The sequence below is a fragment of the Janthinobacterium sp. GW822-FHT07H10 genome, from assembly GCF_058798675.1.
This window is the reverse complement of sequence record NZ_JBXAKS010000029.1, coordinates 1-14,601: the sequence shown is the minus strand read 5'-3', so window position 1 is coordinate 14,601 and position 14,601 is coordinate 1. Positions and strand designations below refer to the sequence as shown.

The 14,601-nt window shown below is 69.5% G+C and carries 8 protein-coding genes; 1 reads left to right on the top strand and 7 read right to left on the bottom strand.

The genetic code is table 11. The features are described from left to right. From AC1RDJ_RS28185 to AC1RDJ_RS28165, 5 genes are all read right to left on the bottom strand, one after another. The coding region (locus AC1RDJ_RS28185; RefSeq protein ID WP_493029428.1) for a condensation domain-containing protein at positions 1-1,551 on the bottom strand (1,551 nt) is incomplete at its 3' end. A gap of 62 nt (positions 1,552-1,613) precedes the next feature. Continuing rightward, positions 1,614-3,770: a TonB-dependent siderophore receptor gene (locus AC1RDJ_RS28180; RefSeq protein WP_493029427.1), complete on the bottom strand. Its 2,157-nt coding sequence runs from the start codon at positions 3,768-3,770 to the stop codon at positions 1,614-1,616. 36 nt (positions 3,771-3,806) lie between these two features. Next, a complete protein-coding gene (locus AC1RDJ_RS28175; protein WP_493029425.1) occupies positions 3,807-5,138 on the bottom strand; it encodes a lysine N(6)-hydroxylase/L-ornithine N(5)-oxygenase family protein in 1,332 nt (443 codons plus the stop codon). A gap of 2 nt (positions 5,139-5,140) precedes the next feature. Further along, positions 5,141-6,232, bottom strand: coding sequence for a GNAT family N-acetyltransferase (locus tag AC1RDJ_RS28170; RefSeq protein ID WP_493029423.1), 1,092 nt, complete (start codon positions 6,230-6,232; stop codon positions 5,141-5,143). A 69-nt stretch (positions 6,233-6,301) separates the two neighbouring features. Next, positions 6,302-7,960 carry a cyclic peptide export ABC transporter gene (locus AC1RDJ_RS28165; protein ID WP_493029422.1) on the bottom strand — a complete coding sequence of 553 codons (1,659 nt, stop codon included), beginning with the start codon at positions 7,958-7,960 and terminating at the stop codon, positions 6,302-6,304. A gap of 189 nt (positions 7,961-8,149) precedes the next feature. Between AC1RDJ_RS28165 and fhuF the strand changes: the two genes are divergently transcribed. Then, positions 8,150-8,926 carry a siderophore-iron reductase FhuF gene (fhuF, locus tag AC1RDJ_RS28160; protein ID WP_493029421.1) on the top strand — a complete coding sequence of 259 codons (777 nt, stop codon included), beginning with the start codon at positions 8,150-8,152 and terminating at the stop codon, positions 8,924-8,926. On the opposite strand, the gene AC1RDJ_RS28155 is transcribed toward fhuF, so the two are convergent. Both AC1RDJ_RS28155 and AC1RDJ_RS28150 read right to left on the bottom strand, forming a co-directional pair. After that, on the bottom strand, positions 8,923-11,946 hold the full coding sequence (locus tag AC1RDJ_RS28155; RefSeq protein ID WP_493029420.1) for an amino acid adenylation domain-containing protein: 3,024 nt from the start codon (positions 11,944-11,946) through the stop codon (positions 8,923-8,925). The genes fhuF and AC1RDJ_RS28155 overlap by 4 nt on opposite strands. Continuing rightward, a partial coding sequence (locus tag AC1RDJ_RS28150) for a condensation domain-containing protein (RefSeq protein WP_493029419.1) occupies positions 11,943-14,601 on the bottom strand: 2,659 nt, incomplete at its 5' end. The genes AC1RDJ_RS28150 and AC1RDJ_RS28155, both read right to left, overlap by 4 nt.

Genomic DNA, 14,601 nt, shown 5'->3' with positions numbered 1-14,601 from the left:
GAGCGCCTCGTCCTCGTGCAGCAGCGCCAGCGCATCCGGATGCAGCACGGCCTGCAGCTCGAACTGCGCGTGCACGGGCAGGTCGTTCCAAGGCCCGCCTTCGTTGCGGCCCTGGCGCAGCACGTCGTGCGCCTGCGCGGCGGACAGCAGGCCCCTGCCATCGAGCACGGCGTCCGGCCGCTCCAGCATCGCGGCCAGCACGTTGACGAAATAGCTGGCCAGCGCCGCGATGCCATCCCCGTCAAACAGGGCGGTGCGGTATTCCAGGCTGGCCGTCACGCCATCGGCGCCGATGGCGACATCGAGCGACAGGTCGAACTTGGCCTCGACCTGCGCTTCCGACAGCATGCTGACGCACAAGCCGTCGAGCACGGGCACGGCGGAAGCGGCCGCGCCTTCGTGGCGCAGGTTGAACAGGACCTGGAACAGCGGATTGCGCGACAGGTCGCGTTCGATGCGCATCGCATCGAGCAGCAGCTCGAATGGCAGCTCGGCGTGGTTCAGCGCGGCCAGCGCCTCGCCGCGCAGGCGGCGGCACAGGGTGCGCGGCGTCAGGCCGGGCGTCAGGCGCGCGCGGTAGACCTGGGTATTGACGAAAAAGCCGATCAGCTCATGCACTTCGTGGCGATTGCGGCCCGCGTTCGGCACGCCGACGGCGAAGTCGCGCTGGCCGCTCAAGCCTGCCAGCACGAGCTGCCAGGCCGCCATCAGGATCACGAACGGCGTGCACTGTTCGGCGCGGCAAAACGCCAGCGCCGCGCCGGCCAGCGCCGGCGGCAGCGCAAACGCGTGGCTGCCGGACGCCTGCACGGGCGCGGGGCCGTCAACCAGCACTGGCAAATTCAGCGCCGGCACGTCCTGCCCCAGGTAGGCCGTCCAGTAGGCCAGCTCCGCATCCAGGTGCGCACCCTGCAGCATGGCGCGCTGCCAGGCCGCATAGTCGGCATACTGCAGCGGCAGCGCCGGCAGACCCGGCGTGCCCGCCTGCGCGGCGCGGTAGGCCTGCGCCAGGTCGCGGATCAGCACCGGATTGGACCAGGCGTCCGAGACGATGTGGTGCATGCTCAGCATCAGTACGGCGTGTTCGCGGCCGCAATCGATCAGGGTCGCGCGCAGCAGCGGCGCGGCGCCCAGGTCAAACGGCGTATCGGCTTCGCGCCGCAGGCGCGCGGCAAGCCATTCGACGGCAGCGGCATCCGTCGCGGGCGCCGTCTCGCGCGCCAGCGCCAGGCTGACATGCTCCTCGACGATCTGCAGCGGCAAGCCGTCGCGCTCCTCGAAACGCGTGCGCAGCACGGCATGGCGCTGCACCAGCGCGCACAGCGCCGCCTGCAGGGCCGCGCCGTCGCACGGGCCTTCCAGGCGAAACGCGCGGCACAGGTTGTATGCGGTCGAGCGCGATTCGTAGCGCTGCAAAAACCACAGGCGCTGTTGCTGGAACGACAGCGGTGCGGCGCCATCGCCGTCGACGGCGCGCGGCAGGATCGCATCGACGCCATCGGTTTCATCGTCGAACAGCAGGGCAAGCAATTGGTCTTGGTTGGTGGTCATGGAGGCGTCGGTGTACGAGGGTATAAGCCGCCCGGCCTGGACCGGGCGGCGGCCGTCTGGGCTTACAGCTTCAGGCGCAAGGTCACCGCCAGGGCGCGCGGCTCGCCGATCACGTTGCCGTTTTGCGGCGTATTGATGCGCTGGTAGTAATGGCGGTCGAACAGGTTGCTGACATTGAGCGCCAGGGTGGCGCGCGCGTTGATGGCCCAGGCGGCATGCGCATCGACGGTGGCATAGCCGCCCTGCGCCAGCTGGGCGCCGCCCAGCACCGCGAAGCTGTTGTAGAAGCGGCTGACGGCCGTCACGCCGCCGCCGACGCTGAAGCGGCGCCAGTCGCCGGCAAACGCGTAATTGCTGCCAAAGCGCAGCATGTGGCGCGGCGCGATGGCTGAAAAGGCGCTGGAATCGAGGCCGTCCAGGCTTTCCAGCTCATGCGAATTGATATAGGTATAGCCGCCATAGACATCCCATCCCTGCCGCAGGCGTCCGTTGACCTGGGCTTCCAGCCCCTGGTTGCGCGTCTTGCCGCGGGCGATGTAGTAATCGACGCCGCCGGGCACCAGCACGGACTGGGCGCGGCCGCTTTCGCTGACGCGGAACAGCGCCAGCGAGCCGCTCAGCGCGCGGTCGGCGCTCTCGCCCTTGACGCCCAGTTCGTACTGCTTGCCCTTCAGGGGATTGAGCGGCCTGCCATCGCGCCCGGCGAAGGCCTGCGGCTGGAACACGTCGACATAGCTGGCATACAGCGAGTAGTCGCGGCTCAGGTCATAGATCAGGCCCAGCTGCGGCGAGATCTTGCCTGTCGCCTCGTTGCGGCTTTCCACCGAACTGTCCGGCGTGTAGTCCTGCGTGCGGCCCTTCCACCACGACGCGCGCGCGCCCAGCACCAGGGTCAGCGGGTCGGTGAGGCTGAAACGCGCATTCGCGTAGACGCCGTACTGCTCCGAGCGCAGGTTCTGCCCTTCCCCCAGCGGCAGGAAATCCGGACGGGGAAAGTCATGGCGCGGCTGGAAGATATCGACCTTCTCATCGAATTCGCCACGGTAGTACGGCGAGGCGAAACGCATGCTGTTGTAGTTGGCGCCCACCAGCAGCTGGTGACGGCGGCCGAACAGCGCGAACGGTCCGCCGGCGTTCAGGTCGACGCCATACTGGCGCTGGCGGTCCTTGCCGCCGCCCACATACAGCTGCACCAGCTTGTCCGCCGGGTCGACCGGGTTCCACGGATAGGCCTGGATGCGATCGAGGCCGCTTTCCTGCCAGTTGGCGGACAGGCGCCCGCTCCAGTCATTGGCCATCTTGTGCTCGAGTTCAGCGAAGGCGTTGGTGGTGCGGTACTGGTCCAGGTTGAAATTGGCGCCGATATTCGTCTTGCGCGGTATGTCGGGCAGCGACAGCACCGGCTTGCCGCTCGACAGGTCGAGCATGGCGGGATAATTCCACGGCTGTTCGGCGGCGCGCACGTATTGCGTGCTGGCGCCCACGGTCAGGCGCGTGGCCGGGCTGAACGCATAGTCGGCCACGCCGTACAGCGTGTGGCTGCGCTCATGCGCATAGTCATAGAAAAAGTCCTTGTCCTGCAGTACGCCGACCACGCGGCCGCGCAAGGTGCCCTCGGCGTTCAGCGCCGCACCCACGTCGAATTCGGCGCGGCGCTTGTTCCACGAACCGAGGCTCAGTTCGGCCGTGGCGCGCAGTTCGCTGGTCGGGCGCTTGCGCACCAGGTTGATGCTGCCGCCGGTGCCGCTGGTGCCCGCGTACAGCGCGGCCGGCCCCTTGAGCACTTCGACGCGCTCGAACAGGGCCAGGTCGGATGAGGCGCTGACGCGGAAATCGTAGGTGGTGGGCACGCCGTCGAGCTGCACCGAATTGATTTCATAGCCGCGCGCATAAAAGATGGCGCGGTTGGCGTCCTTGTTTTCCACCGTCACACCTGGCGCATGGCGCAGCGCGTCGGACAGGGTGAGCAGGTTCTGCTGCTCGATCTGGTCGCGCGTGACCACGCTGACCGATTGCGCAATTTCGCGCATCGCCAGCGGCAGCTTGGAGCCGACGCGCACGCGCGGATTGCCGCTTGATTCGTCCGCGCTGCCGCTGACCACCACTTCCTTCAGGGTCACCTCGTCCTGCTGCGCCCAGGCGGCGCCAGCGGCCGAGAAGGCCGAGAATGCGGACAACAGCGCCATGCGCCGGGCGCCTCTTTTCTGTACTGCGGACATCAACATCTCCTCGAATCGTGCATGAAAAATCGGATTTCAACAGGCGTGCGCGCTTTCCCTGCGGGAGCGGGAGCCGGCGCTGGCGCCGGGATGGCCCCACTGGCGGCGCTGCTCCAGCATGGCGTCGGCGATCTCCTGCGAGCGGATCGCCAGCACCGACAGCAGGGTGTCGCTCAGGCCGTGCGTGTCTTCGCAGCAGCCTTGCAGGAAGATGCCCGCCGCGCAGTCCTGCGGTCCGCGCAGCCGGTAGTCGCGCGCCACGTCGCCGGCGTCGAACCACTGGGCCAGCGGCGCCAGCAAACGCCGGTGCGTCTGGCGCTGATAGCCGGTGGCCAGCACCACGGCGTCATACCGGCAGGCGCCGGACGGGCCGCCATCGCCATGGCGCAGCTCCGCCAGCAGGGCGCCGTCGTCGCCGCCGCGCAGGTTGGCCACTTCATGCTCGAACAGCACGCGGTGGCGTTCGCTGCCGCGCACCTTCTGCTGGTACAGCAAGTCGTAGATGCGCTCGATGAGGCCCGTGTCGACCACCGCGTAATTGGTGTTGCTGAGGTCATCGATCAGGCTGCGCCGCGCGTCGGAACTGCGCTGGTACACATAGTCCGTATATTCGGGATTGAAGATCTGGTTGACGAAGGCGCTGTCGTCGGCCGGGCGCAGCACGGCGTTGCGCGCGATCAGGTCGACCTGCATGCCGGGGCCGCGCGCGATCAGGTCGAGAAAGATCTCGGCCGCGCTCTGTCCCGCGCCGACCACGGCCACGCGGCGCGGCGCGGGCAAGGCGGCCAGCCCCGCCAGGTAGCGCGAGGAATGAAACACGCGCGCGTCGTCGCGCCAGGCGGCGAACAGCGGCGGGATGTGCGGCGCGCCGCCCACGCTGAGCACCACGTTGCGCGCATGGCGCAGGCGCTCGGCGCCGCCATGCTGGCGCGAGCGCACGCACAGATGATCGAGCACGCCATCGCGCAGCACCGGCTCGACCGCCACCACTTCTTCGCCATAATGGCAATCGGCCGCGAAACGCCCCGCCGCCCAGCGCAGGTAGTCGTTGAATTCGTGGCGACTCGGATAAAACGTCTTCAGGTTGATGAAGTCCTGCAGGCGTCCGTGCTGCTGCAGGTAATTGATGAAGGTGTAGGGACTGGCCGGATTGCGCAGGGTGACCAGGTCCTTCAGGAACGAGATCTGCATGCGGCTGTCGTCGAGCAGCATGTCGCCATGCCAGACGAAGTCGGGCTTCTGCTCGATGAAACAGGCGTCGAGCGCGCCGTCGGCGGGGGCCGCCTCGCGCAAGGCGATGGCCAATGCCAGGTTGGACGGGCCGAAGCCGATGCCGATCAGGTCATGCACGAGGTAATTGGCTTGCATGGTCACTCGCTTCGCGTGGCAAGGTGGTTGAAATAGGACAGCTCGTGTTCCGCCACGCCGGGCGGCACCAGGCGCCGTTCGCCGAAGAAGCGCTCGCGCAGCAGGGTCACCAGCATGGCGCGCTTGTGCGGGAAATCGAATTCCTTGATCTTGGCAAAGCCGTTGCGGTCCAGGTTATTGATCTGCTGGTGGTGGTCGGCGCGCGGTTCGCCGACGATGCGCTGGGTGCGCACGTCGTCGAGGAAGATGTAGTGCATCAGCGACGGCAGCCAGGCCGTCACCCAGGGGCGGCCGCGCACGTCTTCCTCGCCGATCAGCACATGCCAGCCACGGTCGAAGTCCGCCGCCTCGCAATACGGGCCGATGCGGTTTTCCCTGGCCCAGTAAACTTCGAAATAGCCGAACGGCCTGCCGTCGGCGCAGCCGATCAGCGGCAGCATGTGCGGGTCCGCCTGCAATTGCTCGAGGTAGGCGCGGTGCTTGGCCAGGTCGCCTTCCTCCTGCCAGAAATGCGCCACGCGCGGGTCGTTCATCCAGCGGTGGAAGGTGGCCAGGTCGCCGTCGATGTCGACAGTGCGCAGCGACAGCACCTGGTTCAGCCAGGGTATGTGGCGCGCATACACCTGGCCGGACGGCTTGGGCGCGCGCAGCGGGTGGCGCTGGCCATTGCTCATGACATATTGCAAGGGATAGGCGCCGCTGCCTGGCCGCGTCAGCCAGAGGCCGGACTCTTGCCAGAAGCGCTGGGCCGGCAGCTGCAGCATGCCGGCGCCCGCGTCCAGCGCCGCTCCCTGCAGCAATGGCGCGGCCAGCGCCGCCGGCGCGCCCGCCAGCTGCACGCCGGCTTCGCCCGGATACAGCGCGAACGCCGTTTCGCAGGAGGCCAATGCCGCGTCGCGCGCCAGCGCGCCCTCGCCGCCGGACTGCAAGGTGAGCTGCAGTCCGGACGCGGCGCCAGCCATCTGCCAGCGCTGCACGGCCGCGCCGTCCAGCGTGACGATCAATTGCGCGCCATCGACGGCGGTGTACAGGGCCGCCGCCCCGGCGCGCTGCGTGACAAATTCCCTCGGGTGATGCTGTACGTTCTCGGCCATGTTGATATCCTCGTTCTGAATCGCTGATGGGTTGCAGGTAACAGGTGACAGGCAAGCGGCAGGGCCGCGTCAGGCCGCGCTCAGGTCCGCCGCGCTGTCGCGCACGCCGCGCGCCACGGCCAGCGGCTGCAGCACGCCGCCGTCGCAGCGCAGCACGCGGTCGGCCACGCCGAAATAGCGGTCGTCATGGCTGATGGCGATCACGGTCTTGCCGCCGCGGCGCAGCTCGGGCAGCAGCTCGCGGTAAAAGAAGTCGCGGAATGGCGGGTCCTGGTCGGCCGCCCACTCGTCGAGCAGCAGGATGGGGCGCTGTTCCACATGCGCCATCAGCAGCGCCAGGCGCTTGCGCTGTCCCTGCGACAGGCGCACGGTGGACAGGCGGCCGTCGTGCAGCGCGACCTTGCGCTCCAGGCGCAGGCGCTGCAAAAAGGCCTGCGCCAGCGCCGGGTCGAACGTGCCGAGCGGCCCGACCAGTCCCTGGAACAGGTGGAAATTCGAGAACACGGTGGAAAAATGGCTGCGGTACCAGGCGCTGTTGCCGGCGCCGGCCTCCTTGCCCAGCAGCTCGACGCGCCCTGCCGACGGCTGGTACAGCCCTGTGAGGATGCGCGCCAGCGTCGATTTGCCGCTGCCGTTGCCGCCGACGATGAAGAGGATTTCGCCTGACGTCAGCTGCAGGTTGACCGGTCCCAAACGGAAACCGTATTCATCGCTGGCATGCGGATACTGGTACTGCACGTCCTGCAGCAGCAGCAGCGGCAGGCCCGGCGCCACCGGCGCGGCGGCAGGCTGCACGTCGAAGCCGGCGCGATGCGCCTCGAGCGCCAGGCTGTCGATCTTTTCCAGCGCCACGCTGCCCGACAACAGCATCGGCAAGCCTTCGACCAGGTCGTTCAATGGCATGCGCAGGAACATCAGCACCAGCACGAAGGCCACCACGGCCTGCGCCGGCACGGCGAAATAATCGCCGGCGACGAACATCAGGCCGGCCAGGCCGAGGATCAGCACGGCGCCCCAGTTCAGGCTGAAGATCCAGTAACGGTCGGCGCGCACTTCCAGCCGGCGCGCCCGTTCGGCGGCCGGCGTGAAGTCCTGCTCGAAGAACAGCTGCTTGCGCGTGGCGTTCAAGGCCAGCTCGCAGCGCCCTTCGATGGCGCCCTCGTAGCCGGCAAAGATCGCGTCATCCGTTTCGCGCACCTGCTTCATCAACGCGCGCATGCGCAGCATCATGACTTGCGCAAACAGGGCGCCGCCGCCCACGGCGACAATGGTCAGCAGGAAGAGCTGCCACGACAGCCAGGCCAGATAAACAAAGCCGCCCAGCACCAGCACGCCGTTGTACAGCACGAAGGGCAGGCGGTTGAAAGCCATGCCGATGGCCGCCACGTCCTTGGTCAGCGCCGCATACAGGGCCGCCGCGCCTATCTGCTCGAGGCGCTCGATGCCCGTATCGAGCACGCGCTTGAGCATGACCAGGCGCATTTCGTACACCACCCGGTGGCCGAGCGCCGTCAGCAGGGCCTGGGAGGCGAAACCGCAGACGAACAGCACCAGCAGCAAGGCGCCAAAGACGAGGGCCCAGTGCGCACCCGGCGTTGCCGGTGCGGCGATGCGCTGGTTGATCGCACTGATCAGGCCGATGCCAGCCAGCGCGCTGCACACGCTGGCCACGGAAGTAAGCAGCAGCAAGACGCGGAAGCGCCGGATCAGGGACAGGAAAACGTTCATGCAAACAGCCTCAAATCAGAAGGACATCGGTGAGAGAAGTAGTGCCGAATCAGTTACATTTGATGTTAATGAGAATAAGAATGCAAATGAGAATGCTTCACATTTACATTTGAATGATAATAGATGAGAATTGTTATTACCGCAACCAAAGCATGTATTTATTTATACGTGTCGAGCCACGAAGAATCGATGACCATGTCCCTGCCCCTGCACGCCCCGAACCCGCACCATTGTCTGATCGGCCCCCTGCCCCAGCTGTTCCACGGCGAGCTGGCCGCGTATGGCGCGGCGCTGGCCGTGGCCGAGCCCACCGCTCCCGCTGGCACCGCGCTCGCGGCCTTCCTCGACGGCCCGCAGCTGCCGGCGGCGCTGGCCCGGTTTGCCCTGCGCTTTCCCGGCGCCCATCCGAAGGCGCTGGCGTCGACCTGGTCCAAGCTGTATTTCAACGCCCTGCTCGTGCCCGTGCTGGCGGCATCGGCCGCCTGCGGCTGGCGCTTCCCGCTCGCCCCCGGGCGCGTGCGTTTCCTGGCCGCTGCCGATGGCGCGCCGCTGCGTTTCCTGCTGGAAGACGCCGGCGCGGCATCGCCCGATCTGGACAGCGCGGCGCGCCTGCAGCCGCTGGTGCGCGGTCACCTGGCGCCGGTGGTGGACGCGCTGGCCAGGCAATGCCGTTTGGCGCCGCGCCTGCTGTGGAACAATGCCGCCGTGATCGCCGAGGAAACGCTGCTGCAATGCCAGATGCTGATGGGATCGCAGCCGCGCATCGCCGCCGACCTGGCCTTCCTGTGCGCCAGCGCGCAGTGGCCGGACCGGCTGGCCAACCCCATGCACCAGCCCACGCGCCTGGTGGCCAACGTGCGCCAGCGCCAGCTGTGCTGCCTGCGCTACCGGCTGCGGCTCGATTTCTGCGCCGACTGTCCGCTCGACTGCAGGCAGCGCCAGGCGGCGCAGCGCAATCTCAGCTAGGCCGGCGCGCCCTGGCGCAGCGCCGCGCGCGCCTCCGGCGTCATGCCGGCCAGCTGGCGCCGCAGCCCCGCCACCTGCTCCAGGCGGCCCGCCTCGCCCTCGAGCGCCGACAAGGCGCGCGCCAGCGCCGCCGGCGTGGCGTGGTCGAACACCAGGCCAGGGGCGAACTCCAGCTGAAGCGCCTTGCGGATGCGGCCCACCAGCTTGATCACCAGCAGCGAATGCCCGCCCAGCGCAAAGAAATCGTCGTCCGCGCCCGGCGCATCCTGCTCCAGCACTTCGCCCATCAGGTACGCCAGCAGCCACTCGAGGGCGGAAGCGGGCCCGGTGCGCGGCCCCTCCGGCGCCTGCCGCGGGCGCGGCGCGGGCAGCGCGCGCAGGTCGACCTTGCCATTGCCCAGGCGCGGCAACTGCGGCAGCACCACGATGGCCGCCGGCAGCATCACCTCGGGCAGGCAGGCGCGCAGGGCCGCATGCCAGGCCTCTTCCTGCCCCTGCTGTCCCTCGTGCGCCACCACCCATGCCACCAGATGGCGCCCGCCGTCCTCGCCACGCGGGGCGACCACGGCCTGGCGCACGCCGGGCAGGGCCAGCAGCGCCGCCTCGACTTCGCCCGGCTCGACGCGAAAGCCGCGCAGCTTGACCTGATGGTCGGCGCGCCCCGCCAGTTCCAGGCCGCCATCGGGCAGGTAGCGCGCCAGGTCGCCGGTACGGTAGAGTTTTTCGCCCGCCAGCAGGGGATCGGCCACGAACAGCGCGCCGGGCCGGTTCAGGTAGCTGCGGCACAGCTGCGCGCCACCCACATGCAGCTCCCCCAGCGAGCCGGTGGCGGCCAGCGCGCCATGGCTGTCGAGCACCAGCACGCGGCAATTGGCCAGCACCCGCGTCAGCGGCAGCACGGCCGGCAACGGCGCGGCGAGGTCCGGCGCGTGCGTCATGACGCCGACGGTGGTCTCGGTGGGGCCGTAGTGGTTGAAGACGCGGCTGGCCGGCGCCAGCGCATGGATGCGCTGCAGCAGGCGGCGCGGCGCGGCCTCGCCGCCCAGCACGATGGTGGCCGGCAGCGCCGCATCGTGTTCGTCGAGCAGCGCGTCCAGGTGCGATGGCACGATCTTCAGGCAATCGATGCGGCCGTCGCGGATGAAGCGCGCAAACGCGGCCGGCGCCTGCATGTCCTGCGCATCGGCCACCACCAGGCAAGCGCCATGCAGCAGCGCGCCGAACAGCGCCGTGTTGCCCAGGTCCGCCGCCAGCGCGGAACTGAGGGCAAAGCGCCGCGCGCCGTCCAGGCCCAGCTGCTCGCTGGCCGCCAGCGCGTAATTGAGCAGGTGCCGGTGCTCCACCACCACCCCCTTCGGCGCGCCGGTCGAGCCGGAGGTGTACAGCACGTACGCCGCCTGCGTCGCGTCGGGCTGCTGCTCCGGCGCCGTCGCCGGCCAGGCTTGCAGCTGCGGCGCGATGGCGGCCAGGGACACGCAGCGCACGCCGCCGCGCCGGCCCTCCTCCCCCGGCGTCAGCAGCAGCACCGGCCTGGCGTCGCCGAGGATCGCCTCCGTGCGCGCGGCAGGCCACTCCGGCTCCAGCGGCAGGTAGGCGCCGCCGGCGCGCATCACGGCCAGCAGCGCCACCACCAGTTCGCCGCTGCGCGGCAGGGCCAGCGCCACGATGCTTTCGCTGCCCACGCCCTGCGCGCGCAGCCAGTGCGCCAGGCGGTTGACGCGTTCGTCCAGCTGCGCATAGTCGAGCTGCATGTCGCGCGCCTGCAGCGCCGGCGCGCCGGGCGTCAGGCGCGCCCAATCGCCGATCCGTTCGGGCAAGGTGCGCGCGCCATAGCGCACGGCCGGGCCGTTCAGGGCCAGCAGCGCCTCCCGTTCGTCAACGCCCACCAGCGGCAAGGCGGAAATGGCTTGCGCGGCGCATACCTCCAGTCCCGCCAGCAAGGTGGCCAGCTGTTCCAGCAGCCGGCTGGCCGCCGCCGCGCCGTAGCACGGTGCGTGGCGCACGCTCAGGCGCCGCGCCGCGCCGGCCTGGTCCAGCTCGACCATCAGCGCCAGTTCGAAGATGTCCGCGCTGGCCGGCAGCGGGCCGCAGGCAAATGAGGCGCCGCCGGCCTGCGCGCCGGCCGGCAGTTCGCCCAAGGCGAAGCCCGCGCTGAAATGCGCATCGCCATGCGGTGCCGCCACGGGCGCGAATTCCTGCGCCTCCACGTGCTGCTCCAGCATGGCGGCGCAGCGCGACAGCCAGTCGCCGAACGGCTCGTCGAGCGACAGGCCGATATCGAGCGGCAGGATCTTTTCAAAGACGCCGACGGCGTCGTCCATCACCGCATAGTCGCGGCGGCAGTCATGCTGCCAGCCGGCGCTGAACGTCCCGTGTCCCTGGATGCGCGCCAGCAGCGCCCACCACGCCGCCTGCAGCAGCGCCACCAGCGGCACGCCGAAGGCTTCGGCCAGCCGGCCCAGGCTGGCCGCCACCGGCGCGGACAGCTCGCGCGATTGCGCTGCGCGCCCCGCTCCCGCCGCCGCGCCGTCGCGGTAGGCGAGCCGCAGCACCGGCTGCCGGCCCGCACTGGCCCAGTAGGCGCGCCCGGCCTGGGCCTCCTCGTTTTGCTCGATGTCGCGCCGCCATTCCACGAATTCGGCGTACTGCAACGGCTCGTCCAGCGCCGAGCCGTCATACAGGCGCACCAGGTCGCGGTACAGGATTTCCATGCTGCGCCGGTCCGCCACCAGGGCCGGCAGGCGCAGCACCAGCTGGCAGCCTTGCGGCGCCTCGTGGATCGACAGCGTCTCGCCAGCCTCCGCCGGCGGCGCGATCCACTGACGCAGGCCGCGGTAGCCGTCGACGGCGCCAAAGCGGGCGCGCAGCTGCGTGTGGCGCGCCGCCAGCATGTCCACCGCCACGCGCAGGCGCGCCATGTCGGGCTGGCCTGCGATATTCACCGTCAGCTGCAGCATGCCCGCATCGGGCGGCACGGCGCGCTGCTCGGCGCTCAGCGCGAAGGCGTCCGGCGCGCTCATGCCGCACCGCCTTGCGCCAGCTGCGCGCGGCCCAGCAGTTCGCTCATCGCCACGACGATCTTGCGCGGGCCCTGGAACGGATCGCGCGCATGCGCCGCCAGCATATTGTCGAGCATGACGACGTCGCCCTGCTGCCATGCGAAGCGCACGGCGCACGCCTCGTACAATTCGCCGACCAGGCGCATCACGTCGTCCTCGATCGGCGTGCCATCGCCGTAATACACGTGCCGCGGCATGCGCTCGATGCCGACCATCGCCAGCAAGTCCTCGCGCACTTCGGGTTCGAGGAAATAGATATGGTGCAGCTGCACCTGGTTGAAGAAACTGCGTTCGCCCGTCATCGGGTGGCTGATCACGGCCGGGCAGATGGTACGCGTCTGCAGCGTGTCGTTTTCCAGCCAGCGGCATTCGATGCCGGCGGCGGCGCAGCGCGCCTCGACTTCGGCGCGGTCGTCGGTACGGTAAAAATCGCGCCACGACACGTCGAACTTGTCGGTAAACGTGCGCACGTACATCAGCTGCTTACGCTCGAACGTCTCGGCCACCTCGGCCGGCAGGCGGCGCAGCATTTCGCGGCAATCGACGATGGGCGTGGCGCCGCCCACGGGCGACGGCAGCTCGCAGAAGAACCACTGCTTGCGCGGCCAGCGGTCGAGGTGGGCGCTCTCGTTGTGGAACAGGATCATCTGCTGTTCCGGATACGGCGTCGAGCGGTAGGTCTTCTTGCCGCCCTCCTTTTTCGGCAAGTCCGCATACTCGCCGTACAGCTGGGCGTCGATGGCTTCGGCGAACGACTCGAATTCCTGCGCCGTGCGCAAGCCGAAGCCACGGAAGACGATGCCGCCGTGCTGGCGCAAGGTGGCGTCGATGAAATCGCGCTGGCCGCGCGCCCAGGCGACGGGGTCGAGGTCGTCGCTGGCCGGCTCGATCAGCTGCGGAAAATCGCGGCCGGCCTGCAGCGGCCCCTGGCGGATGGCGGCGCGCGGCGCCGGCCTGGCGCCGGCCAGCGGCAGCTTCTTTTTCAGGCCGTCGAGCTTGCCGGCCGCGAATGGCGTTACGGGTGTGCTATCCATGATGTCCTTGTGTACGGGTACGCTGAAGTGGATCAAAGGGGTGGCGGGCGCGGCGAGCGCCCGGTCGAGCAGGTCCAGCCAGGCGTCGGCCAGGCGCGCCACGCTGTCCGGCCGGAACAGCGCGCTGGCATACACCCATTCCGCGGTCAGCGCGCCGTCGGCGCGCGGCTCCAGGAACAGCGCCATGTCGAATTTCGACGCGCGCTCAAGCGGCGGCAGGATGGTCGCCTCGATGCCGGGCATGGCCAGCTGGCCCGCCGGCGTGTTCTGCAGCACGAACAGCAGCTGCACCAGCGGATTCCAGCGCCGGTCGCGCGGCGTGCCTGCCGCCTCGACGATGCGGTCGAATGGCAGGTCCTGGTGTTCGAAGGCATCGAGCGTGGTGCGCCGGGCTTGCGCCAGCAGCGCATCGAAATCGTCGCCGGCCGCGATGCGCGAGCGCAGCGGCAGCACGTTGACGAAGAAGCCGATCAAGCCTTCCAGGTCGCTGTGGCGCCGTCCCGCCACGTCCGTGCCGATGACGATGTCGTCGTCCAGGGTCAGGCGGTGCAGCAGCCACTGGAAGCTGGCCAGCAAGACCATGAAGGAGGTGGCTTGCCGCTGCCGGGCCAGCGCCTCGACCCTGGCCACCAGCGCGGCGGGCAGGACGAAGCGCAGCTCGGCGCCCGCGTGCGTGGCCACCGGCGCGCGCGGGAAGTCCAGCGGCAGGGGCAGCAGCACCGGCGCGCCGGCCAGCGCGTCGCGCCAGAACGCCGCCTGCCTGCGGCCCGCCGGGCCAGCGAGCACGGCGCGCTGCCAGGCCGCGTAATCGGCGTACTGCAGCGGCAGCGCGGGCAGCCGTACCGCCTCGCCCAGGCAATGCGCGGCATAGCCGCGTGCCAGTTCGTCGGCCAGGATGCCGACCGACCAGCCATCGGCCACCATGTGATGCATGGCGAACAGCAGCAGGGACAGCTCGTCGTCCATGCGCAGCAGGCTGGCGCGCAGCACGGGTCCGTGCACCAGGTCGAAAGGCTGGCGCGTGTCGGCGCGGATCGCTTCGGCGGCCGCCTGCTCGCGCTCCGTCGGCGGCAAGTGGCGCAGATCGGTGACGGGCAAGTCCAGCGTAAGCTGCGCGGCAATCTCCACATACGGATCGCCGTCCTGCTCCGGGTAGCGGCTGCGCAGGTTTTCATGGCGCGCCACCAGCCAGTTCAGCGCCGCCTGCAAGGCCGGCACCTGCAGCGGCCCGGCCAGGCGCACCGTGGCGCCCATGTTGTAGGTGGCCGACGCCGTCGCGGCCAGGCGCTCGACCAGCCACAAACGCTGCTGCGCCAGCGACAGCGCCATCGGCGCGCCGCTGCGCGGCACAGGCAGCAGCGCAGGCAGGGCCCCCGCCTGCCGCGCCTCCCCGCGGTGGCTGGCGATGGCCGCCGCCAGCGCCGCCAGCGTGGGCGCGGCAAACACGGCGCGCAGCGGCAGCTCGCATTGCAGCGCGCCGCGCAGGCGCGACACGAGCCGCGTGGCCAGCAGCGAATGCCCGCCCAGCGCAAAGAAGTTGTCGTCGCGCCCCACGCTGGCGGCACGCCCAGCAGCGCGCTCC